Raw genomic sequence first — 22,320 nt, forward strand, 5'->3', positions numbered from 1 at the left:
TTACCTTGTTATAACAATCAATTCGTAAAAAACCCTACTTCTATTTTGTTGAAAATCAACATTTTTAGAAAATAATGGTCTCATTCTATGTCAATTTTAAATCTTGGTGTTCTAAATAATTAAAAATCAATCACTTAAATTATATCCCATCTATATGCTCCCGCAGGCTTTTTAGGGCCAAATGCATCCTTTTTTCAATCGCTTTTACGCTAACGCCCTCCATTTCGGCAATTTCCGCATATTTCTTTCCATCCACCCGGTTGAGTAAAAAGGTCGTCCGCTGGTTTTCCGGCAATGCGTCCAGGGCATCATCCAATTTCTGCTTGTATTCCTTTTCTTCCATCAAAAATTCCGGCGATTCATGGGAGCGGTCGTTGGACGCATCGGCATACTTCATCCTAACCTTTTCTGCCTTGATCACATTCAAGTATAGGTTGTTGGCCACCGTGTACACAAATGATTTGGCTTTCTCCGGGCTCACCTTGGAACAGTTTTCCCAAAGCTTCACAAAAGCTTCCTGTACGGCATCGTGTGCCTTCTCCTCGTTGCCGAACTTATAGAAGATGTAATTGAATACCGTTTTGGAATGGGCCTTGAAAATGGAACTGAAAGTATGGTCTTCGCAGACGTTGCTCATGTTGCGGAAATTGTAATTCTACTCAAAGATATTTGAAAAAAATTAAGATAAAGTAGGGTTTTTTTTAAGACAGTTGTTTCACTACCGAATTATAACCCCAAAATTCAATTCGTTATGAAAAAGTTGATGAACAACATGTTGCGCGCAGCACTAGTTGTATTAGTTTTAAATTTTACATCCTGCCAAGAGGAATTTGAACAAGTTGGCGGGGGCACAGAGGAACAGACCATTTCTGCAAGTTCCTCCACGGCCGTATTGATTGAGGAAGCCTGTTCCCACGACGGTTCTTTTGACAACATTGTGGATGGTGCCAGTTGTTTCGCCGTCCAATTTCCATATACCGTAGAGGTGAATGGAGTTGAGGTGACCATCAATTCCGAAATAGACCTTAAACAAATCGAGGAAATTTTTGATGAACTCGATACCGATGACGATATCTTGAATATCGCTTTCCCAATCACCATTACCTTGGCCGATTTCAGTGAGATTACGATCAACAATATCGATGAACTCGAGGCAATGGCCCGAGAATGTCTGGAAGGCGGGGAAGATGATGACATCGAATGTATCGATTTTGTTTACCCTATAACCTTGTTCACCTTTGATTTGAACAACCAGCAGACCGGTCAGGTTCAAGTGGAAAGTGACAAAGGTATGCGTAGATTCTTTGCCGAGTTGGGAGATAACGAACTGGTGAGCATCGACTTTCCGATTACCCTTAAGAAATATGATGGCACCGAAGTAGTGGTAGAAAACAATGCAGAATTGGCTGCAGCTTTGGAAATGGCCAAAAATGAATGTGATGAGGATGATGACAACGATTACAATGATGACGATTTCACCAAAGAAGAATTGGATGCCTATTTGGTGGCCTGCCCATGGGAAGTTCGTCAGGTAATCAGGAACGAGGTGGACAGCACCGAACAGTATTTTGAGCAGATCATGACCTTTACCGAAGATGGAAATGTGGTAATCGGAGGAGGTGCCAGTGTTTCTTTGACCGGAACTTGGACCACGACCACAAACGACAATGGGGTATACTTGAGCCTCAATTTTGAGACTTTGGTGGACTTTAACCTAGAAGGTCAGGTATATGAACTTGAAGAAGGTGTCATTAAATTGTATAAGGATGGCGGTAACCGAATCGTACTTAAAAAACGTTGCGATGTCGACCCAATTGGGGAAACCGATCCCGATACCTTGAGGGCCATTTTGAACGAATGCCAGTGGGTGATCAAAAAAGTCAAAAACCAAGGAGAAGAAGTGGAAAGACTTTTGGGCTATCAATTTGAGTTCTCTGCGGAAGGAACCGTAACCTTGAGCAACGGTGTGGATGTTAAGGAAGGTACTTGGGAATTGGGCTACAACAGTCAAATGCAATTATCCCTTATGATTACCATGGGTGATGAAGCTGCAGTAAGTTTTGAGTGGCCGGTACGTGAACTGACCCAAACCCGATTGAAGTTTGAAATCACCGATACCGATTATGAAATGATCCTGCTGCGTGTGTGTAACGATAGTGCCGATGATGGGGATGTGGCCGAAATCAGGAACATTGCCATGGGTGGACCTTGGAATGTGGCCCTTTACAAAGAAGGTGAAGTGGATATGACCGCTTCCTACACCGGAATGGATTTTAATTTCAATGCCATGTATCAAGTTGAGGTATCTGTAAACGTCGACCCCATTGCCAATGGACTTTGGAGGGTGCTTCGCGACTCTGAGGATGGATTGAAATTTTACATCAACTTTGATAGTGTTGACGAGCTTGGAGACCTAACGGACGATTGGAAGATTGTTTCCGTGACCTCCACAAGAATTGAGCTCTCCGATGAGAGTAGTGATGGTACTGTTGAGACCTTAGTGTTTGAAAAACCATAAAGATTTTCCCCAATCTTTTTTAAAAAGAGGACGGCTCTCCCCAAAGCCGTCCTTTTCTTTTTTATTATTCTTAAATTTGTCCTTCCTTTAAAACAAAGAGAACCTATGTTCGACAATTTAAGCGAAAAACTGGATAAGGCACTCCACGTCCTCAAGGGGCATGGGCAGATTACGGAGATCAATGTTGCGGAGACCCTCAAAGAGGTTAGGAGGGCCCTGTTGGATGCTGACGTCAACTTTAAAATAGCCAAGGATTTTACCAACAGGGTAAAGGAAAAGGCACTGGGACAGGATGTATTGACCACCCTTCAACCAGGTCAATTGATGGTGAAGATCGTAAAGGACGAGCTTACCGAATTGATGGGCGGCGATGCCGAAGGAATCGACCTTTCAGGAAATCCTTCCATCATTTTAATGTCCGGTCTGCAAGGTTCCGGTAAAACCACTTTCTCTGGTAAGTTGGCCAATTTTCTCCAGAGTAAAAAGAGCAAGAAACCGTTATTGGTGGCCTGTGACGTATACCGACCCGCTGCGATCGATCAGTTGCACATCGTTGGGGAACAAATAGGCGTAGAGGTATATTCCGATCGGGAGAACAATGATCCTGTGGCCATCGCCAAGGCAGGTATTGCCCACGCCAAGAATTTGGGCTGTAATGTGGTCATTATCGATACCGCGGGTCGTTTGGCCGTGGATGAACAGATGATGGCCGAGATTGCCAACATCCACAAGGCGATCCAACCCCAAGAAACCTTGTTCGTGGTAGATGCCATGACGGGTCAGGATGCCGTGAACACTGCCAAGGCGTTCAACGATGTCTTGAATTTTGATGGGGTGATCCTAACCAAACTCGATGGTGATACCCGCGGTGGTGCCGCCATTTCCATCAAATCCGTGGTAAATAAACCGATCAAATTTATCGGTACGGGAGAAAAAATGGAGGCCATCGACGTATTCCATCCTTCCAGGATGGCCGATCGTATTTTGGGTATGGGAGATGTGGTTTCCTTGGTGGAGCGTGCTCAGGAGCAGTTTGATGAGGAACAGGCGCGAAAAATTCAAAAGAAAATTGCCAAGAACAAGTTCGGTTTTGACGATTTCTTGAGCCAGATACAACAGATCAAACGTATGGGGAACATGAAGGACCTTATCGGGATGATCCCTGGTGCCGGAAAGGCATTGAAAGGGTTGGATATCGATGACGATGCCTTCAAGCATATTGAGGCCATCATCCATTCCATGACCCCCACCGAACGCTCAACACCCACTTTGCTCAACGCTAGTAGAAAAAAACGGATTGCGGCAGGTAGTGGAACGTCCATCCAAGAGGTGAACCAATTGTTGAAACAATTTGACCAAATGAGCAAGATGATGAAGATGATGCAAGGTGGAGGGGGCAAAAAAATGATGCAGATGATGCAGAATATGCGTTGATTTTCAGACATCAGACATTTGATTCAGATAAACTTAATCAAACCAGATAACCGAGTAACCACAAACGCAAACTAAACCAATTGTCCATGGAAATCCTTGACGGAAAAAAGATATCGAACCAGATCAAAGAAGAAATTGCCGTTGAGGTGGCACAAATGAAGGAAAGAGGGGAGAAGGTCCCCCATTTGGCAGCCGTTTTGGTAGGGAACGATGGCGCCAGCCTTACCTATGTAGGCAGCAAAGTGCGCTCTTGCAAGAAAATCGGGTTCGAATCCACATTGATACACCTTCCTGAAGAAACTTCCGAAGAAGCGTTGTTGAAGCAGGTTCATGATTTGAACAACAACCCGGATATCGATGGTTATATCGTGCAATTGCCATTGCCCAAACATATTGACGAGGAAAAAGTTTTGATGGCCGTAGATCCTGACAAAGATGTGGATGGGTTTCACCCTACCAATTTTGGAAAAATGGCACTCGAGATGGAATCCTTTATCTCTGCCACTCCCTTTGGAATCATGGAGTTATTGGACCGCTACAATGTGGAAACGGAAGGCAAGCATACCGTAGTGATCGGACGTAGCCATATTGTCGGTAGGCCCATCAGTATTTTGATGAGTCAAAAAGGGAATCCAGGCAATGCAACGGTTACCCTGACCCATAGTCGTACCAAGGATATCAAGGCACTGACGCTTCAGGCTGATATTGTGATTTCTGCATTGGGGGTTCCCCATTTCTTAAAGGCGGATATGGTAAAAGACGGTGTGGTCGTCATAGACGTGGGTATTACCCGTGTGGCAGATGACTCACATGAAAAAGGATATTACATTACCGGCGATGTCGATTTTGAAAATGTAAGCAAAAAAGCATCCTACATCACGCCCGTTCCTGGGGGTGTTGGTCCTATGACCATTGCCATGCTCCTTAAAAATACATTGTTGGCGAGGGAACGCCACAAGGCCAAATAATTTAGTTCGGTTGTTCCTGAACAGTATCTACTACTTGGGTAGCTTGTTGTTCCTCATCTGGGTTGATGTAGTCAAATTCAGTATCGCTTTCATCATTGGTACAGCTCGATACGGCCATGGATGAGAACACAATGGTAATCAAAAGTAGAATTGTTTTCATAATCGTAAGATTTGGGATGGCCCTAGGGCCCGTTCTATGCACTTATAACGATTTGCCTGCTAAATTCTTGTTTTTCTGAACAAATATTCGATAACTTACTTCCTTGTAAATCAAACTATATGGCCAAAACGGTACGGAATAAGGTCGCTTGGGTGGTATTTGTATTGTTGGCCATCGGTATAGGCCTATATCCTTTGTTCTATCTTGTAACTTCTGGCGAGTTTGGGCTGCTTTTGGGTAAGGACGAGGCCATTCGTAATAGTGAGGTTTGGCGTTTGGCGTTCTACGGACATATCATTTTTGGCGGGTTGGCCTTGTTGTCTGGCTGGTCACAGTTCAGTAAAAAGCTTCGGGCCAAAAAACTGGAACTCCATAGAAACTTAGGTAAATTCTATGTGATTTCCGTTCTCGTCAGCGGTCTTTGTGGCATCTATTTGGGAATTTATGCCACAGGTGGCATCATTCCATCGGTTGGATTCATCAGTTTGGGGATTGTTTGGTTGTTCACCACTATAAGGGCCTATATGGCGGTGAGAAAGAAGGATTTGTCCCTTCACCAAGGGATGATGATCTATAGCTACGCTGCTTGTTTTGCTGCCGTGACTCTTCGCATTTGGTTACCCTTCCTCACTATAATCTTCGGTGAATTTTTACTCGCCTATAAAATCGTGGCATGGCTCTGTTGGGTGCCCAACATGGTTTTTGCCCATCTGTGGGTGCGAAAAAAAGGGCTTACCTTAGGCTGATCTATTTGGCGAACAATTGCCCCATATCCTTAAACGCTTTGAATTCCAGAGCATTTCCTGCAGGATCTAAAAAGAACATGGTGGCCTGTTCTCCTACTTCCCCCTTAAAACGGATGTAGGGTTCGATGACAAATTCGATGCCCTTGCCTTCCAGTTTCTTGGAAAAGGATTGAAAAGTATCCCAAGGCAAAACCACACCGTAATGGGGAACAGGAACATTTTTTCCATCCACTGGGTTGGTATGTAGCTCTTCTTCGGATTTGGGTTTGTAATGGATGACCAATTGGTGCCCAAAAAGATTGAAATCCACCCAATGATCGGCAGATCTTCCTTCCTCACATTCCAGTACTTCTCGGTAAAAGGTCCTACATTCATCCAAATTGTGAACGGGGATGGCCACATGAAAAGGGGTAATGTTTTGCATCTTCTATTTTTTCTGAAAATTAGGATAACTTTCTCAAGCTTCCAAAAATGAAATGATTTGATCGTTCACATCGTCTTGGTGCATGGAATGCCCCAAACCTTCGGTGCTGATTAAAGTACTGCCCTCCCAATTTTTGTTCACAGCCACCGAGGCGTGGTACGGGGTGATCTGATCCCATTTGTCATGGAACAAAAGTCCTTTTTTGCTGATGGATTGGGCAAATTTTGAAGTGGAGAACTCATTAATTTTGAAACCGAACCGATCTAGGATATAGGCATCGAGTTGTTTCATGACCCGATCATTGAACTTCAAGATGTTCTGAAAATGCTGCATGATCTCGTGAAACTCCGAAGGAGATCCGATGGTGACCATTTTCTCCACTTCCGGACTCGGATTTTTGTATTGGTTGTAGATGATGGTCATGCCGCCAACCGAATGCCCGATCAAATGTTTGGGGTTGTATTTTTTGACCATGTGGTTTACGGCAATCTCATAAAGTGGTACATACAAATGCTTGCCTGTAGAGTACCCATGGGAAGGTGCATCGAACGCAATGATGTTGAAATCGGCCTCCCGAAGCTTTTTGATGAGATTGCGCCACCGAAACGTATTGCTTTCCCAGCCATGGACCAATAAAACGGTTTCCTTGTTCCCGGGCCAATGATAGGACTGTATCTTATGTTCTGCCACTTCCTCCATTTCTAATTTGGCCCCGTTCAAATAGTCGGCCTGTTGTGGAAGTACCCTGCCTTTCCGAACGGTGCAAAATAAATGGAAAGCGCTATCGGCTGCCTTCTTAGGGGCGATCAAGGTGTACACGTTGTAGTATTGGCCGTAGGCCAATGGCATTATTTTGTTGAGCAGTTTTTTCATTAGGTTACTTTTTGTAACTTACTCTTGATTTGAAACTAAAATTACACATTCCTTTTTGAACAAGAAAGAGGTGACGAACTGAAAACTAGGTGTTTATATGGAAACTATTACTGAAAATCAGAAAGTTAGAACCGTAAAAAAATTGGAAAAAATGTTCGGGCATATCGATTATAGGAATCCGCCAGAACTTTGTCCCGTGCGTGATGTGATGTCGGTGGCTTCGGACCAGTGGAGCATTTTGATCTTGTTGTGGTTGGGATACTTTCCGGTTTTGCGGTTCAACAAGTTGAAAAAGTTTGTGTACGGCATTTCCAATAAAGTTTTAAGCCAACGCTTGAAAGTATTGGAAGCAGACGGCTATATTGAACGAAAGGCCTATCCTGAGGTGCCCATTCGCGTGGAATACAGCCTCACAGAATTTGGTAGGTCCTACGTGGAGAAATTGTTGGAGCTAGCGGAGTGGATGCACGACAATAGTCCCAAAGTCTTGGCTAATCGGGAACGTTATGGTCTGGTTTGATCTTGAATCCGGTTCCAAATGTCAAGGTACATTTTCCATTCACCATCTTCCTTTTTCCATATGACCACATATTTGCCTCTCCAATTAGCAATCGACCCATCCTTGTTTTCCGACTTTCCCTGGTAATATCCATAATCATGTGCATAGTTCCCAAAAAATTTGATTTCCAGGGGTAGGAGCTCATGATGAAGAATTTTAGTTCCTGCGCCTAACATCCAACGCTCTTTTATGGCTTCCCTACCCGATATGATATCCGTATTGTTTGGAAAAATTTTGGCATCCTTGGTATAGCTATTGGCTATGGTCTCAAAATCCCCATTCATATAAGCTTTGGAAAAAACTTTGGTTGCCGCAATGATCTTCCTCTTTTCTTTGTCGAAGCTGTTTTCAAATTTACTATTGGAACAATCAATTTTCCAGGTTGGGTAAACAAAGGATTCGCTTTTATCTACCCACTCGCCAATCCACTTAAATCCATCGCCATCCATTTCGGAAAAAGTAATCCTAAAAAAACCTTCAGTTCCGTTGGGGGCTTTTTGTTCTCGATATAAAATGATTTTGTCATCTTCCTTTTTGTTGCCCTCCCATACAGGTAATGAGGTGGCCACCGAGGGATAGCTATAGTAGTGCACATACCAGCGGGTACTATCTTGACTGAATTGACGGATGCTTCCCGAATAGGTTCCGTCCTCTTTCAAGGTTTCATCCTGTATGGCCATGCCGTTCATAATGTACTTGAACCGCCATATCATTTTCACGGGTTCTGCCCAAGATTGGTCCGGTTTTCTAACTTGTGAAAGGCATTGGCATTCCCCGATCAATGGGGCAAAATCTAATAGTTCCGATGGTGCTGCCGGATTGGGGAGCCCATAAGGATGCTCTTGGGAAGGTTCATATTGGTATTGGGCACAAAGTACAATGGGAAACAGGAAAACTAACAGGAAGAGGTTCTTCATTTGGATGGAAATTTCCTTAATTTACCAAATATGAACTTGCTATTCCTCTGTTTGGCAATAAATTAACAGCTCATTCCCATCCCAACATCAGATATTTCAACTTGGCATCATCAGGAATTTGGACCTCTTCAATATTGGAAGTGCTGAACCTAAGATTGCCGGGGAGTTCTTCCTTGTCAATTGTAAAATAGAGATTGCTTTCCTTTGGAAAGATTACGACACTGTTCAAAGTGGTCACAATCTTTTTGATGGAATACTTCTTTTTGATATCGGCAAAAGTACTCTTCAGTCCAATTCCCTTGTCAGAAATATACCTCGGGTCCATGATACGAACATTCTGGATGCCTTGGATGCTGTCCGAGCTTGGTGTTAACGAAAGCAAGTGTTTACCTCCCTTTTCGTAGATTTCTATCTTGTTCGATTTGGTTCCGGAAACTGCCCTTGTAGTGTCCATGACCACAGAATCTTGCGCGAACAGTGATTTCAATTCGCTCACCTTGGTGGATTGGGACATGGGCCCCACACTGGTTTCGGTTATTAAAAAGGTGGTTTCCTTTTCGCAGGATTGTACAAAAATAAGGCCCAATAGCAGGGCAATTGCTTTCGTGGTGTTTTTCATAAAATTATCGGATCACTTTTTTCAATACTCCCAAAACGCCCCTGATGAATGTAGCACTGGTCAATACTTTTACCACTGGGTTCATTCGGGTACTGCTACGGGATGTGGTTGTTCTTCTGGCTGTAGCTTTTTGCTCTTTTACTTTTTCGGCTTCCTTTTCAGCCTTCTCCATTTTTTCGTTCAAGATTTCATAGGCACTTTCCCGATCTACCTCTTCATTGTATTTTTTGATCAATTTGGATTTGGATAGCACTTCCTTGATCTCGGCATCGGTCAAAATATCCATTCGGCTCATGGGTGCCCGCATCATGGTGGCTGCCAATGGAGTAGGCCTTCCCTTCTCATCCAAAGCGGAGATAAGGGCTTCACCGGTACCCAATGAGGTCAATACTTCGGCAGTATCATAAAACTCGGAAATGGGATAGTTCTGTGCCGTTAATTTGATGGCTTTTCGGTCCTTTGCCGTAAATGCCCTAAGGGCATGCTGTACTTTCAACCCCAACTGGGCCAAAACATCGTCTGGTACATCGGTAGGGTTTTGGGTAACAAAATAAAGCCCGATTCCTTTGGAACGAATCAATTTTACAATGCTCTCTATTTGGTCCAAAAGTGCTTTGGAGGCATTGTCGAAAATCAAGTGGGCCTCATCAATGAACAGCACCAATTCAGGCCGGTCGCTATCACCCTGCTCGGGAAAAGTGGAGTATATTTCTGCCAAGAGGCTCAACATAAAGGTGGAGAACAATTTTGGGCGGTCTTGGATATCCGTCAATCGGATGATGTTCACATAACCCCTTCCATTTTCATCGATGCGGACCAGATCATCCACCTCAAAGGATTTTTCCCCAAAGAAAAGGTCGGCACCCTGCTGTTCCAATTCGATGATCTTTCTCAAGATGGTTCCCGTTGAACTGGTTGAAATACGACCATACGATGATTGGAATTCTTCCTTTCCTTCCTCAGTGGCGTACTGCAATACTTTTTTGAAATCCTTCAGGTCCAAAAGGGGTAGCTTATTGTCATCACAATATTTGAAAACCACAGCTACAATACCTTCCTGTGCTTCGGAAAGATCTAAAATCCTGGACAACAGTACGGGACCAAATTCCGATACCGTGGCACGCAAACGGATTCCGTCCTGTTCGGAAAGCGACATGATTTCCACAGGAAACCCTTTGGCCTCAAAGGGAAGCCCAATTTTGGCATGGCGTTCATCAATTTTAGGGTGTCCGGGGCTGGGCTGGGCAATACCGCTTAAATCACCCTTAAGGTCCATCAACAATACAGGGATGCCCTTGTCGGATAGATTTTCGGCCAAAACCTGCAATGTTTTGGTCTTCCCGGTACCTGTGGCCCCGGCGATCAGTCCATGTCGGTTAAGGGTCTTCAGGGGTATTTTCACAAAAGCATTGGTCATGGTTTCCCCATCCAACATGGCGGCTCCCATAACAATGGAATCACCTTTCATGGTATAGCCCTGTTCTATGTGTTCAAAGAATTTTTCTTTGTCGCCCATGGTGTACAATTTCCGATAAAAATAGGGTAATTTTAAGCAATACTAAAAACCGGAATATGAAACCTTTTCACTACGCTCTGTTGTGGTTATTGATGAGTGGGGTCATAGCCACCACTTATGCACAGGAAAATACCGATATTATTTTCCATAAGTCACATGAACCCAAAAAGCAAAATGCACCTTATAGTGATGCCGTTCAAGCAGGAAACACCTTCTATTTGGCTGGGCAATTAGGGATGGACCAAACAACAAGAACGTTGGTGGAAGGTGGCATTCAGGCCGAAACCGAGCAGGCCATAAAGAATATCGAAGCAGTTTTGGGACAACATGATCTGACCTTGGACAATGTGGTAAAATGTACCGTGATTCTGAGCGATATCTCCGATTTTGCTGCCTTCAACGAAGTCTACGCCCAATATTTCACCAAAAAACCGGCACGGACCACTTTTGCCGCCGGTGGTATTGCTGCTAATGGCAAGGTGGAAATTGATGTCATCGTCGTTAAATGACCTTGTCCGTCGTTATAATCTTAGTGTTCATCCAGTAATGTGTTTTCTGAGGGATAAGTTTGTATATTTCCGGCCACCGCATTAAAGAAATACATGCAATCTTGGTATCCAGGTAAGAGTAGGAAAGTTACCCTTCTAGTGTTGGGGCTTCTACTTTTTTGTCTCGATTTTGCCCAAGCTGCATACAATGTGGCTCCTGAAATCACTGCTGAAGGCAATCAAGTCTATTGCCCACTGTCCACTATCCCGATAGTGACGGATTTCAACATAATAGACCCGGATGATACTGAAATTGACGCCTTTTACATACAGATTTCAACAGGATATGAGCGTGGTTTCGATTCATTGACACTGCTCAATTCACATCCGAACATTACCGCCAGTTGGAACGATCAGGAAGGAAAGCTTACCCTTACCGGTATAGGTGGTGTTCCCATGTTATATACCGACCTTATTGCCGCAGTGAAAGATGTGGTTTTTGAGAGTACATCAGAATCACCAACGGAAGAAAAATTTTTCTCCTTTACCATTGGTAGTGCCAATTATCTCCCCGAAACTGGACATTATTACGAATATGTCCCTCAAGTGGGTATCAATTGGGAAGATGCCCGAGTTGCCGCACAAAACAGAACTTATTTTGGACTTCAAGGCTATTTGGTTACGGTGACATCGGCCGCTGAGGCACAAATTACGGGGGAACAAGCGGCAGGTACAGGTTGGATAGGGGGGTCGGACGCCCAAACCGAAGGGGTTTGGAAATGGATGACTGGTCCAGAAGCAGGACAGATATTCTGGAACGGTGACTATACGGGAAGCACTCCTAATTTCGCATTTTGGAACACCAACGAACCCAATAACCTTAATGATGAGGATTATGCCCACGTCACCGCGCCAGGAGTTGGGATTGCCGGGTCTTGGAACGATTTGCCCATTGGAGGAGGTGATGGGGACTATCAACCCAAAGGCTATGTGGTAGAATATGGTGGAATGCCAGGGGATCCTGTGCTAAACCTATCAGCGAGCACCAAGATTACCGTTCCCAAAATTTCAGCGACTTCTTCGGGTACGCGATGTGGCCCTGGTACGGTCATTCTTGAGGCAACTGCCACCTTGGGCCAAGTACTCTGGTATGATTCCGAAGGGAATAATCTAGGCTCCGGGGATAGTTTTGAGACCCCTTTTTTGGACAGTACAACTTCTTTTTATGCCTTGGCTTCCTACAATGGGTGTACAACGGGTCAAAAAGCTCTGGTTGAGGCTGAGGTGAAGATAGTGCCCGAAATCAATGATGGACTAACCATATCCAACTGTGATGGGGATGGTGTCCCCGATGGATTCACCAATTTTGACCTTACCCAATATCTCTATTTGTTGAGCGCGAATTATGAATCGTTTAATTTTTCGTTCTACTTCACCGAAATGGATGCAGAAAACGAGGTGAACCAAATTACCGCCAACAACTTTAACAATACGGTGGCTGACGAGCTTTTTTTCAGGGCCAATGGGGTAGGGCAGTACTGCCATGTTGTTGGGTCGCTATATCTTGAAGTGTCCACAACTTCGTTTCCTGAGGGATATAGTTACGATTTGCAAGCATGTGATCAAGGGGAAAGTGATGGCATTACCCAGTTTAACCTGCAAGATGCGGAGGCCGATATGTTGGCGCAGTTTCCTTCGGAAAACGGGCTAACGGTTACCTTTTACCAGACGGAAGATGATGCACTTTATATGCGGAACGAGATAAGCAATACAGGAATGTATTCCAACAGTGTTCCCTATTCCGAAACCTTGTTCGTTCGGGTAGATGATGAAGGTTCGGGCACCTGTTTTGGAGTGGGGGAATATCTTACCTTGACCGTATGGCCCATTCCGTCTTTTGAGTTGAATGAAACGTATTCCTTTTGTACTGTAGGACAAGTTGAGGTTTCGCCCATGAATGCAGCAGGTAATTACACATATTCTTGGCGAAATGAGGGTAATAACGAAATAGGAACAGGAGCTACCATTTCTATTTCTGAAGTGGGAAGCTATAGTGCTATAGCTACTTCCGAAGAAGGTTGTGCATCGGCACCGGTCCATTTTGAAGTGACCGAATCAGGTCCACCCCATTTGTTGCCGGAATATGTTCTGGTGGACGATGACGGGGATACGGGTACCATAACCATTCTGCATGAGAAAGGGGAGTTGGGTCTGGGAGAATATGAGTTTTTCTTGGATAGTCTCTACGGTTCGGAAGGAGCAACCTCGGAATTTACCAATGTAGAACCAGGCCTACATACCCTCTACGCCGTGGATAAAAACGGCTGTGGAATGGATTGGATCCAAGTAGGGGTGGTGGGCGTTCCCAAATTTTTCTCGCCCAATGATGATGGTGTCAATGATATCCTTGGAATAAAAGGGATTACCAGCGAATTTTATCAGGAAGGCAGTTTTTCTGTCTTTGACAGGTATGGTAAACTTTTGGTTCAATTGGACCCCATGCTTCATGGTTGGACCGGTTTTTATAATGGACGGCCCTTGCCGCCATCCGATTATTGGTATGTGCTGCAGTTGGTGGACCATGATGGTGCCATCCATCTCAAAAAAGGACATTTCACCCTAAAGCAATAATAAAAAGATAGCTGGGAATCAACGGGCAGAAACGTATCTTTGCACCATGGTTGAAAACAACGTGATGGAATTGGTGGAAAAGGGACTGATGTTGCCTTTAATGGAAGAATTTTATACCATTCAAGGAGAGGGGTTCCATAAAGGAACAGCGGCCTACTTTATTCGGGTAGGTGGTTGTGATGTGGGTTGCCATTGGTGTGATGTGAAGGAAAGTTGGAACGCTGAAACGCACCCTCCAACCGACATTGAAAGTATCATTTCCAATGCCGAGAAATATTCCGATACCATTGTGATTACGGGAGGTGAGCCGTTAACTTGGGACATGGGTCCCCTTACCGAAGGGCTAAAGGCCAAAAAGATGAAGACACACATTGAAACTTCTGGGGCCTATCCACTCACAGGGGTATGGGATTGGATTTGTCTGTCCCCTAAAAAGAACAAACTGCCCGTGGGCGATGTGCATCAAAAAGCGGATGAATTGAAAGTCATCGTCTACAACAAACACGATTTTATCTTTGCCGAAGAACAGGCTGCGCAAGTAAGTGAGGATTGTATCCTTTACCTACAACCGGAATGGAGCGTGCGAGACAAAATGGTACCCTTGATCGTGGACTATGTGATGCAACATCCCAAATGGAAGGTTTCCCTACAGACCCATAAATATTTGAATATCCCTTAAGCAAGACTTTAGCGACCACCATATTTTTGGAGGTCCAGCAGGCATTCCGAATCAAATTCCGGGATGGAGGCCAAGCCTTTGGATGCCCGGTTCTGCATGGTCTTCAATAAGGAAGTCCCAAATTCAAGTTCGGCACGCATCAAACAACCGGCCACATTGCAGTGGTTGGAAGCATCCGGATCTTCATGGTCGTTGACCGATTGGGTGCTTAGGTTGACCAAGCCAAACAAATGCCCAAATTCATGGAACAAGGTAGCGGTCTCCACATCGGCAACAGTTACTGCAGAACTGGCATTGGCCAAATCCCTAATGGTGGCCTCATATGCGATCATGGAGGTATTTCGATATACAGCACCCAATGTTACCGTCCCTTTATCCGGATCATCAGAATCTGAAGGAGCATCGGCAAAGTAGATGTAAATGGCCAAGGTGGAGCCGTCGTTGTATTCGGTCCTATTTTTGTTTTCCAAGTCGACCACTTCATCAAGGGTCAACGTTTCTTCACCTGGAGAAGTCAGGGGCGTGTATTTGAACTCAATGTTTTCCTTGTAAGTACGGGCCCGTAAAAAATCCTCAAAATTGCTAATGGCCTCCGTTGTAGGTTGATTTCCAGAAACGTAACCTATCTCAATCAACAGTTTATCAAAATTGGCATTGGCAAGCAGATCGCTCGCAGAAGCCCCTGTGGTCAATCGGTTTCCAGATTTGTCAATAGTGGAGGAGGAGTTGGAAGATGTAATATCGGAATCCTTGGAGCATCCGATCAATAAAATCAATCCAAATACGATGTACAGTGCATTTCTCTTTTTCATATATAGCAAATATAAAATAGAACGTTCCATATCGGAATCTATTACTTTTTATGGGTGAGTCTAGCCAAATAGTCGTAATGTTCACCGGAAACCATCAGTTCGCATTGCAATCCATTGGCCCAACAGGCATTTTGCAAGGTGTTGTAGTCCAAATAAATCCAATCAAATGGTTCACTTTTTAAACCTTTGTACTGCATGGTAAATGTTACCTCACCATAATATTTCCCGTTGTTGGGAATCCAATAGCCGCCATCCTCATCTTCATCAAACATATAGATGATATCGCTGGAATCCAACAATATTTGTCCATTGGGCCGCAACAATGAGGCCAAATGTTGCAAGAATGCGGTTAAATTACTTAGGGTACCTGCCAAACCGATGCCGTTCATCAGCAAAAGAAGGGTATCGAAGGTTTCTTCTGAATAGTCCAAAATATTGCTCAACACGGCTTTTTGCACGCCTCTTTCTTTTGCGACCGTAATACAGCCTTCGGAATTGTCCACAGCGGTCACATCGAATCCCTTATTTTGAAGGTGCAATGCATGGCTTCCTGCACCGCAGCCAATGTCCAGAATCTTTCCCTTGGCCAGTTTAAGGGCTTTTTGCTCGACTTTGGGCATCTCTTTGAAATCGCGAAACAAATAGGGAACCGGAATCACATCCTCTTCATCCAATGAGGAAAAAGTTTTGATGTCCTCTGTATAGTTTCCTTGTTGAAAGTCCATGACGGCCTTGCCTAAAACATCTGCCATGAAATTGGTGTTTTTACAAAGGTGGGACTTTAATTGCAGAGAAAAGTTTAATTTGGATAAGTTTGTGCAATATGGATGAAATTCTTGAAGGATTGCTACAAAAGGCCAAGGAGAAGCATGCGGAGAACAAAAAATTCTTCAGCAAGCTAAAACAGCGTCCGCCCAAGGACCTGGATTATGTAATGCAAGGACTTCACGACGCAGAATTTGAACGCACGGATTGCCTCACCTGTGCCAATTGTTGCAAGACCACAGGTCCTCTTTTCACCAATGCCGATGTGGAACGGATAGCAAAACATTTCCGGATGAAGCCTTCACAGTTCATCGATACCTACCTCAGGGTTGATGAAGAGAACGATTACGTGCTTCAAAGCGTGCCCTGCACTTTTTTGGGAGCCGATAATTACTGTTCCATTTACGAAGTTAGACCCAAGGCCTGTCGCGAGTTTCCACATACCGACCGCAAAAAATTCCAACAGATCAGTAACCTCACCTTAAAAAATGTAGCCATTTGTCCGGCGGCTTTTAACATTGTTGAAGCGATGAAAAAAAGCATAAAATTTTGACGATTGCTTATATTTGAGCGTATGGAGCAGATCATTTCATACTTTGAGACCATTCCCTCCTCACACCGAAGCCTTATTTTGGTAGGGGGAATCACTTTTTTCTGGATTTTGGAAGGCATTATGCCATTGTTTGGTACTCCCTACAAAAAATGGCGGCACTCCGTTCCCAACTTCTTTTTGACCATGACCACGATCATCGTGAATTTTCCGCTCGCCTTTCTGTTGCTCAAGACTTCGGATTGGGCCGTGGAAAACCAATTTGGTATTATCAATTGGTTGCCAGCAATGCCTTTGTGGTTGTACGTTCTGCTCGGGGTCATGTTGTTGGACTTGATTGGAGCCTATGCTGCCCATTGGGTGGAGCATAAAGTAAAACCGCTTTGGATGGTGCATTTGGTACACCATTCAGACCATCATGTGGATACCACAACGGCCAATAGACACCATCCATTGGAGAGTTTGATACGCTATGCCTTTACCTTGGCCGGAGTTTTGATCGTGGGCGCTCCCATCGGTGTCATTATGCTCTATCAAAGTTTGTCCGTGGTGTTTTCACAATTTAACCATGCCAATATAAGATTGCCCAAAAAGGTGGATAATGCCATCAGTTGGTTTGTGGTGAGCCCGGATATGCACAAAGTGCACCATCATTATCAATTACCTTATACCGATTCCAACTATGGAAATATTTTTGCCATATGGGACAGAATGTTCGGAACTTATATGACCATGGATGTGAAGGATATCGTATATGGAGTGGATACGTTTCCCGATGAAAAGGAAAACAGCAGTATTGCTGGACTCCTAAAACAGCCGTTTCACAAATACCGAAGACCTACAACCGAGCCAAGGAAGGTCATCTCGAAAGGAAATGTATAACAGCAGTTGTGAAATGTCACGAAGCGTTAGATTTTTCACTTGCTCCTTCGACTTCGCTCAGGATACTAGCTCAAAATGACATTTAAACGATTTGTGCGAATTTGTGTAATTCGTGTCGAGGCGATGAATGAAGGTTTCCACGTATTCCTTTTAAAAAAGACAAGCAATATATAATGCTAAACTATTCGTAGATTAAATACTTTGCCCTAATTTTTTTGAAATTTTCCAGGTCGTCTTGCCACGTAGCCTTGATTTCTGCTTCGGAAAGTCCGGCCTCAATTTGTTGTTGCAACACAGGTGTTCCCGCATGTTTGGTGAATCCACTGGTCAGGAAGAATTTGGACTTGTCCATGGTGTTTTTATAGGCGTCGATGACCCATCGTAAGGTCATTTCGTTCATTCTTGGTAATTGTGACAGGTCTTTGCCATAACAGATTTTTCCTTCCTCTTTGGGATGTTTGGAACCAAAATTGGGCTCGGGTACATAAGTGAAATCGTATTGGGTACTGTCCATAAAGGAAGCCCCATATCGTTGAAACTGAAACTCCGTGCCCCGCCCAGCGTTTACGTTGGTACCTTCAAAAAGTCCTAAACTAGGGTATAAGGTGATTGAAACATCGTTGGGAAGGTTGGGAGAGGGGCGAATGGGTAAATGATACTCGGAAGCGTGGGTATAGTTTTCAAGTTGGATAACCGTTAAATCCGCTTTGTTGCCATTTTCCAGCCAACCTTCACCATTGAGCATTTGGGCATATTCACCCATGGTCATTCCATACACCAATGGAATCGGTTGCAGGCCCAAATAACTGGCATGTTCCTTCATCATGGTGGGTCCATCCACATAATGTCCGTTCGGGTTGGGTCGATCAAGCACTATGATGGGTGTTCCATGTTCCGCGCAGGCTTCCATCACCAATTGGAGTGTAGCGATAAAAGTGTAAAAGCGGACCCCAACATCCTGAATGTCAAATACCACCACATCCAATTCGTCCAACTGTTCCTTGGAGGGTTTTCGGTTTTTTCCATAAAGGGAGATGATGGGTACCCCGGTTTTGGCATCCATACCATCTTTCACATGTTCCCCAGCATCGGCAGTGCCACGAAATCCGTGTTCCGGGGCAAAAACTTTTTTTACATCAACCCCAAGTGAAACCAAAGAATCCACCAAGTGGGTGTACCCTTTGTCATGAAAAATTGCGCTGGTGGGATTCGCTACAATACCCACCTTCTTGCCTTGTAGCATGGGCAGGTATACTTCCGTGCGGTTTGCAGCTACTTTTATTTCTGCAGAAGGAGTGGAAATTACCTCCGATGGTGGGATATCAGCTTGTTTTTGCTGGCCCTTGCAACAAGAAAGCGCCAAAAACAATAAGAAAACAGTACTTTTGAGATTAGATAAAATGGGCATTCGTTGAATTTAGAATTGTTTATTGCCAAACGCCTGATTACAGGGAAGGAACATAAAATTAGTATTTCCGCCCCTATAATAAAAATCGCCATTGCTGCAATTGCGATCGGTGTGGTCATGATGCTCATCGCCATAGCCACAGGTGTCGGGTTGAAAAACAAAATTCGTGAAAAGGTCTCGGCTTTCAATGGCCATATCCAGATTTCCAACTACGACAATAATACTTCCGAAGTTTCCGTTTCACCGATTTCAATCCATCAAGATTTTTATCCCGAGTTCAAAAATGTGGATGGGGTACGCCATGTGCAGGCCGTTGCCACCAAAGGTGGAATCATCCGCACCGAGGATACCTTTGAAGGAATGCTGGCCAAAGGTGTCGGCCCCGATTATGATTGGAGCGCCTTTAAGGAATATCTGGTGGAGGGTAGATTGCCGGACTATACCGGAAAGCTCAACGATGAGGTGTTGATTTCACGGATGATGGCCAATCGGTTGCAGTTGGGTGTTGGCGACAGCTTTTTTTCCTTCTTTTTAAAGGATGGGGATGCTTCCCAGATTCCCAATAACCGAAAGTTCAAGATTGTTGGCATTTATGATAGCGGATTTGAGGAATTTGATGCCACTTATGTCTTTGTGGACATTCGTCATATTCAGCGGATGAACAAATGGGAAGATGATCAGGTCGGTAATTTTGAGGTGTTTCTGGATGATTTTGATCAATTGGAAGAAAAGAGCAATGAAATCTACGGCAAAACGGTTTCCAGCCTTGATACCCAGAACATCAAGACCAAATACTATCGCATTTTTGAGTGGATCGGCCTGTTTGATTTTAACATCGCGCTGATCATTGGGATTATGATCATTGTAGGGGGTATAAACATGATTACGGCACTCTTGGTGTTGATTCTGGAGCGCACCCAAATGATTGGAATCTTAAAAGCACTGGGGTCTGCCAATTGGAGCATCCGAAAAGTGTTTTTGTACAATGCGGCCTACTTGATTGCCATTGGACTGTTCTGGGGTAATTTGATCGGATTGGGGGTCATTTTCCTTCAGGGCAAATACCGCATGTTCAAGTTCCCAAATCCAGAGGAATATTACATTGAATACATTCCGGTCCATATGGATGTTCCAACCATATTATTGCTTAACATCGGGGTCATGTTCTTGTGCCTTTTGATGCTTCTGGTCCCATCGTACATCATCACCAAAATTACGCCGGTAAAGGCTATCCAGTTTGAGTGATAGCTGTGTCTTTCCTTTTAAATTGATACATTAGGGGTAAAATAACTACCATGACCCTAAAACCGATTATCTCCTCAGTTTGCCTTGTATTGGCCTTTACCGTAACGGCCCAAAAATTGACCTGGACCGAAAAAAAGATTGTTGCCACGATTGAAAAGAACAGCGACGAAGCCATTTCATTTTTGGAAAAAGTGGTGAATATAAACAGCGGTACTTTAAATGCGGAAGGCGTAAAGGAAGTGGGCATGGTGTTCAAAGATGCGTTTGATGACATTGGTTTTGAGACCAAATGGATCGACATGCCTGCCGAAATGGATCGTGCAGGACATTTGTTCGCGGAAACTTCAGGCAACAAAGGCAAGAAATTGGTATTGGTAGGTCATTTAGATACCGTTTTTGAAGAGGATAGTCCGTTCCAAAAATTCGAAAGGGTCAATGACAGCATTGCCCACGCACCAGGCGGTAACGATATGAAAGGCGGGGATGTGATTGTGCTCTATGCCCTAAAGGCATTATACGATAATGGCTTGTTGAACGATGCCCAAATTATCGTCGCTTTTACGGGGGACGAAGAAAGTACAGGGAAACCGTTGGATATCAGTCGGAAGGATCTAATCGAAGCTGCCCAAAGGAGTGATGTTGCCTTGGGATTTGAAACATCCACAGGGTTTAATTATGCCACGGTAGCGCGCAGGGGAGCCTCTGGATGGGAGGTGGAAGTAGAGGGTAAACGAGCCCATTCCTCAGGTATCTTTAGTGAGAATACCGGTGCGGGTGCCATTTTTGAAATGTCGCGAATTCTTCATGAATTCTATACCGATGTAAAAGGTGAAGATCTGTTGACCTTCAATCCAGGGATATTGTTGGGAGGTACCTTTGTAAATTATGATCCTTCCACAGGTAAGGGAGATGCCTTTGGAAAAAGCAATGTGGTAGCCCAAAAAGCGATTGTAAAAGGAGGTCTCCGATTTATTTCCGAAGAACAAAAAGAAAGGGCACGTGAAAAGATGAGGGAAATTGTAGGCAACAATCTTCCCAAAACTTCTGCCACGGTCAGCTTTACGGATAGCTATCCTGCCATGCAGCCCACTGAGGGAAATATGGGATTGTTGGGTATTTTGAACGAGGTAAGCCTTGATCTGGGTCAAGGGGAAGTGTTGGCCTATGATCCAGGAAGACGGGGAGCTGCGGACGTTTCCTTTATAGCCGAATATGTGGATTGTTTGGATGGATTGGGGACCATGGGGTCAGGGGCGCATACTCCTGAAGAAACCGTGAACCTGAACACCATCAACGATCTCACCAAACGGACTGCCATTTTAATTTACCGATTGATAAACGCCAAATAATGGTCAAATTAAAAAACAAAGATTGCACGGTTGGCATAGATGCTGGCGAGTTGGTCAGTTTTGTGTGCGATGGCCATGAATTTATCCATCAAAAAGGAAGTCCTGGTTGGGGAAGTAGTGATACAGAGATGTTCCCGGTCATTGGTCCTTTGGACAAGGCCAATTTTAGGATTCAAACTCCTAAAGGGGAAGCTATCCAGGACCAGCATGGGTTGTTGAGACAAATCCCTTATGAATTGATTTTACAAACAGAATCTACCGCTGTTTTTGTAAAGGAATACCTAGCGGGTACCAAAGTGAAAAATTCCAAATACCCTGCAAAATCTACCGAACCTTTCATGGACTGGCCCTACAGTTTCCGATTTGAAAAATCCTTTGAATTGAAGGAGGGAGCATTGGAAATTGTTTTTCGGATTTCTGGGGAAGAAGGCATGCCGTTTATGTTGGGATACCATCCCGCTTTCAAGCTCCATACCGATACCCCTGTGATTATTGCTAATGATCAGAAAATCTCTTTGGATGAGGTTTTGGCCGTGGGCAGTCGGGCATTTCAGGTTCCGGATTGTACTGCTGTCACTTTGAAGGATAAAAAAAACATAACTATAGAAACCAAAGGTTTTGGGCATTTCATGTGCTGGACGGAAGTAAGGAATATGATCTGTATCGAGCCGATTTCCTTTTATCCCTACGCAGTGGAACAAAAAGATTTGGACAAAGGGTTTCAATACCTAAAGGACAAGGCTGAATTCAAGGTCGTGATAAAACCAAACTTGTAGC

23 protein-coding genes are annotated in these 22,320 nt (G+C 44.2%); 13 read left to right on the forward strand and 10 right to left on the reverse strand.

Annotated features, from left to right (window positions below; translation table 11 throughout):
• Positions 1 to 139: 139 nt before the first annotated feature.
• Positions 140 to 637 (reverse strand): RNA polymerase sigma factor, encoded by a 498-nt coding sequence (locus tag D2U88_RS06310; protein ID WP_119639445.1) that lies wholly within the window; start codon positions 635 to 637, stop codon positions 140 to 142.
• A 114-nt stretch (positions 638 to 751) separates the two neighbouring features.
• On the opposite strand from D2U88_RS06310, the gene D2U88_RS06315 reads away from it, so the two are divergent.
• The 3 genes from D2U88_RS06315 (at position 752) to folD (ending at position 4,920) form a co-directional block, all read left to right on the forward strand.
• The gene (locus D2U88_RS06315; RefSeq protein WP_119639446.1) at positions 752 to 2,518 is read left to right on the forward strand and encodes a hypothetical protein; all 1,767 of its coding nucleotides are present in this window, start codon (positions 752 to 754) and stop codon (positions 2,516 to 2,518) included.
• Positions 2,519 to 2,623: 105 nt separating this feature from the next.
• Positions 2,624 to 3,952, forward strand: coding sequence for a signal recognition particle protein (gene ffh / locus D2U88_RS06320; RefSeq protein ID WP_119639447.1), 1,329 nt, complete (start codon positions 2,624 to 2,626; stop codon positions 3,950 to 3,952).
• A gap of 86 nt (positions 3,953 to 4,038) precedes the next feature.
• Complete coding sequence (gene folD / locus D2U88_RS06325; protein WP_119639448.1) at positions 4,039 to 4,920, forward strand: bifunctional methylenetetrahydrofolate dehydrogenase/methenyltetrahydrofolate cyclohydrolase FolD; 882 nt, start codon at positions 4,039 to 4,041, stop codon at positions 4,918 to 4,920.
• Between the two features lies 1 nt (position 4,921).
• Here folD and D2U88_RS19495 read toward each other — a convergent pair whose 3' ends face one another.
• On the reverse strand, positions 4,922 to 5,080 hold the full coding sequence (locus D2U88_RS19495; protein ID WP_182859114.1) for a hypothetical protein: 159 nt from the start codon (positions 5,078 to 5,080) through the stop codon (positions 4,922 to 4,924).
• 119 nt (positions 5,081 to 5,199) lie between these two features.
• Here D2U88_RS19495 and D2U88_RS06330 point away from each other — a divergent pair, with 119 nt between their 5' ends.
• Positions 5,200 to 5,826, forward strand: coding sequence for a DUF2306 domain-containing protein (locus D2U88_RS06330; RefSeq protein ID WP_119639449.1), 627 nt, complete (start codon positions 5,200 to 5,202; stop codon positions 5,824 to 5,826).
• 1 nt (position 5,827) lies between these two features.
• Here D2U88_RS06330 and D2U88_RS06335 read toward each other — a convergent pair whose 3' ends face one another.
• Both D2U88_RS06335 and D2U88_RS06340 read right to left on the reverse strand, forming a co-directional pair.
• Positions 5,828 to 6,250, reverse strand: a complete 423-nt coding sequence (locus tag D2U88_RS06335; protein WP_119639450.1) for a VOC family protein — start codon at positions 6,248 to 6,250, stop codon at positions 5,828 to 5,830.
• A gap of 33 nt (positions 6,251 to 6,283) precedes the next feature.
• A complete protein-coding gene (locus D2U88_RS06340) occupies positions 6,284 to 7,123 on the reverse strand; it encodes an alpha/beta hydrolase (RefSeq protein WP_119639451.1) in 840 nt (279 codons plus the stop codon).
• A gap of 97 nt (positions 7,124 to 7,220) precedes the next feature.
• On the opposite strand from D2U88_RS06340, the gene D2U88_RS06345 reads away from it, so the two are divergent.
• Positions 7,221 to 7,643 carry a winged helix-turn-helix transcriptional regulator gene (locus D2U88_RS06345; RefSeq protein WP_119639452.1) on the forward strand — a complete coding sequence of 141 codons (423 nt, stop codon included), beginning with the start codon at positions 7,221 to 7,223 and terminating at the stop codon, positions 7,641 to 7,643.
• On the opposite strand, the gene D2U88_RS06350 is transcribed toward D2U88_RS06345, so the two are convergent.
• The 3 genes from D2U88_RS06350 to D2U88_RS06360 form a co-directional block, all read right to left on the reverse strand.
• Complete coding sequence (locus D2U88_RS06350; RefSeq protein ID WP_119639453.1) at positions 7,628 to 8,599, reverse strand: YybH family protein; 972 nt, start codon at positions 8,597 to 8,599, stop codon at positions 7,628 to 7,630. The two genes, D2U88_RS06345 and D2U88_RS06350, sit on opposite strands and share 16 nt — an antisense overlap.
• Before the next feature lie 70 nt (positions 8,600 to 8,669).
• Positions 8,670 to 9,218 (reverse strand): hypothetical protein, encoded by a 549-nt coding sequence (locus tag D2U88_RS06355; RefSeq protein ID WP_119639454.1) that lies wholly within the window; start codon positions 9,216 to 9,218, stop codon positions 8,670 to 8,672.
• A gap of 4 nt (positions 9,219 to 9,222) precedes the next feature.
• Positions 9,223 to 10,734: a helicase HerA-like domain-containing protein gene (locus D2U88_RS06360; RefSeq protein WP_119639455.1), complete on the reverse strand. Its 1,512-nt coding sequence runs from the start codon at positions 10,732 to 10,734 to the stop codon at positions 9,223 to 9,225.
• Positions 10,735 to 10,790: 56 nt separating this feature from the next.
• Here D2U88_RS06360 and D2U88_RS06365 point away from each other — a divergent pair, with 56 nt between their 5' ends.
• The 3 genes from D2U88_RS06365 (at position 10,791) to D2U88_RS06375 (ending at position 14,532) form a co-directional block, all read left to right on the forward strand.
• A complete protein-coding gene (locus D2U88_RS06365) occupies positions 10,791 to 11,243 on the forward strand; it encodes a Rid family detoxifying hydrolase (RefSeq protein ID WP_119639456.1) in 453 nt (150 codons plus the stop codon).
• A gap of 93 nt (positions 11,244 to 11,336) precedes the next feature.
• The gene (locus tag D2U88_RS06370) at positions 11,337 to 13,853 is read left to right on the forward strand and encodes a T9SS type B sorting domain-containing protein (RefSeq protein WP_119639457.1); all 2,517 of its coding nucleotides are present in this window, start codon (positions 11,337 to 11,339) and stop codon (positions 13,851 to 13,853) included.
• 46 nt (positions 13,854 to 13,899) lie between these two features.
• Complete coding sequence (locus D2U88_RS06375; protein WP_119639458.1) at positions 13,900 to 14,532, forward strand: 7-carboxy-7-deazaguanine synthase QueE; 633 nt, start codon at positions 13,900 to 13,902, stop codon at positions 14,530 to 14,532.
• Between the two features lie 8 nt (positions 14,533 to 14,540).
• Here D2U88_RS06375 and D2U88_RS06380 read toward each other — a convergent pair whose 3' ends face one another.
• Positions 14,541 to 15,344, reverse strand: a complete 804-nt coding sequence (locus D2U88_RS06380) for a hypothetical protein (RefSeq protein ID WP_119639459.1) — start codon at positions 15,342 to 15,344, stop codon at positions 14,541 to 14,543.
• A 41-nt stretch (positions 15,345 to 15,385) separates the two neighbouring features.
• A complete protein-coding gene (locus D2U88_RS06385; RefSeq protein ID WP_119639460.1) occupies positions 15,386 to 16,096 on the reverse strand; it encodes a class I SAM-dependent methyltransferase in 711 nt (236 codons plus the stop codon).
• Between the two features lie 71 nt (positions 16,097 to 16,167).
• Between D2U88_RS06385 and D2U88_RS06390 the strand changes: the two genes are divergently transcribed.
• The gene (locus D2U88_RS06390; RefSeq protein ID WP_119639461.1) at positions 16,168 to 16,662 is read left to right on the forward strand and encodes a YkgJ family cysteine cluster protein; all 495 of its coding nucleotides are present in this window, start codon (positions 16,168 to 16,170) and stop codon (positions 16,660 to 16,662) included.
• Positions 16,663 to 16,683: 21 nt separating this feature from the next.
• Positions 16,684 to 17,541 carry a sterol desaturase family protein gene (locus D2U88_RS06395; protein WP_119639462.1) on the forward strand — a complete coding sequence of 286 codons (858 nt, stop codon included), beginning with the start codon at positions 16,684 to 16,686 and terminating at the stop codon, positions 17,539 to 17,541.
• Positions 17,542 to 17,722: 181 nt separating this feature from the next.
• Here the strand turns inward: D2U88_RS06395 and D2U88_RS06400 are convergent, their stop codons facing one another.
• Positions 17,723 to 18,949, reverse strand: coding sequence for an exo-beta-N-acetylmuramidase NamZ family protein (locus D2U88_RS06400; protein WP_119639463.1), 1,227 nt, complete (start codon positions 18,947 to 18,949; stop codon positions 17,723 to 17,725).
• A gap of 3 nt (positions 18,950 to 18,952) precedes the next feature.
• Between D2U88_RS06400 and D2U88_RS06405 the strand changes: the two genes are divergently transcribed.
• From D2U88_RS06405 to D2U88_RS06415, 3 genes are read left to right on the forward strand one after another with little or no spacing between them, the layout of a single operon-like run.
• Positions 18,953 to 20,194 (forward strand): ABC transporter permease, encoded by a 1,242-nt coding sequence (locus tag D2U88_RS06405; protein ID WP_119639464.1) that lies wholly within the window; start codon positions 18,953 to 18,955, stop codon positions 20,192 to 20,194.
• A gap of 50 nt (positions 20,195 to 20,244) precedes the next feature.
• On the forward strand, positions 20,245 to 21,543 hold the full coding sequence (locus D2U88_RS06410; protein WP_119639465.1) for a M20/M25/M40 family metallo-hydrolase: 1,299 nt from the start codon (positions 20,245 to 20,247) through the stop codon (positions 21,541 to 21,543).
• Entirely contained in the window at positions 21,543 to 22,319 is a 777-nt protein-coding gene (locus D2U88_RS06415) for an aldose 1-epimerase (RefSeq protein WP_119639466.1), read from the forward strand. Before D2U88_RS06410 ends, D2U88_RS06415 begins: the two co-directional genes overlap by 1 nt.
• Position 22,320 lies beyond the last annotated feature (1 nt).

This window comes from Flagellimonas aequoris, from assembly GCF_003584165.1.
Lineage (GTDB): Bacteria > Bacteroidota > Bacteroidia > Flavobacteriales > Flavobacteriaceae > Flagellimonas > Flagellimonas aequoris.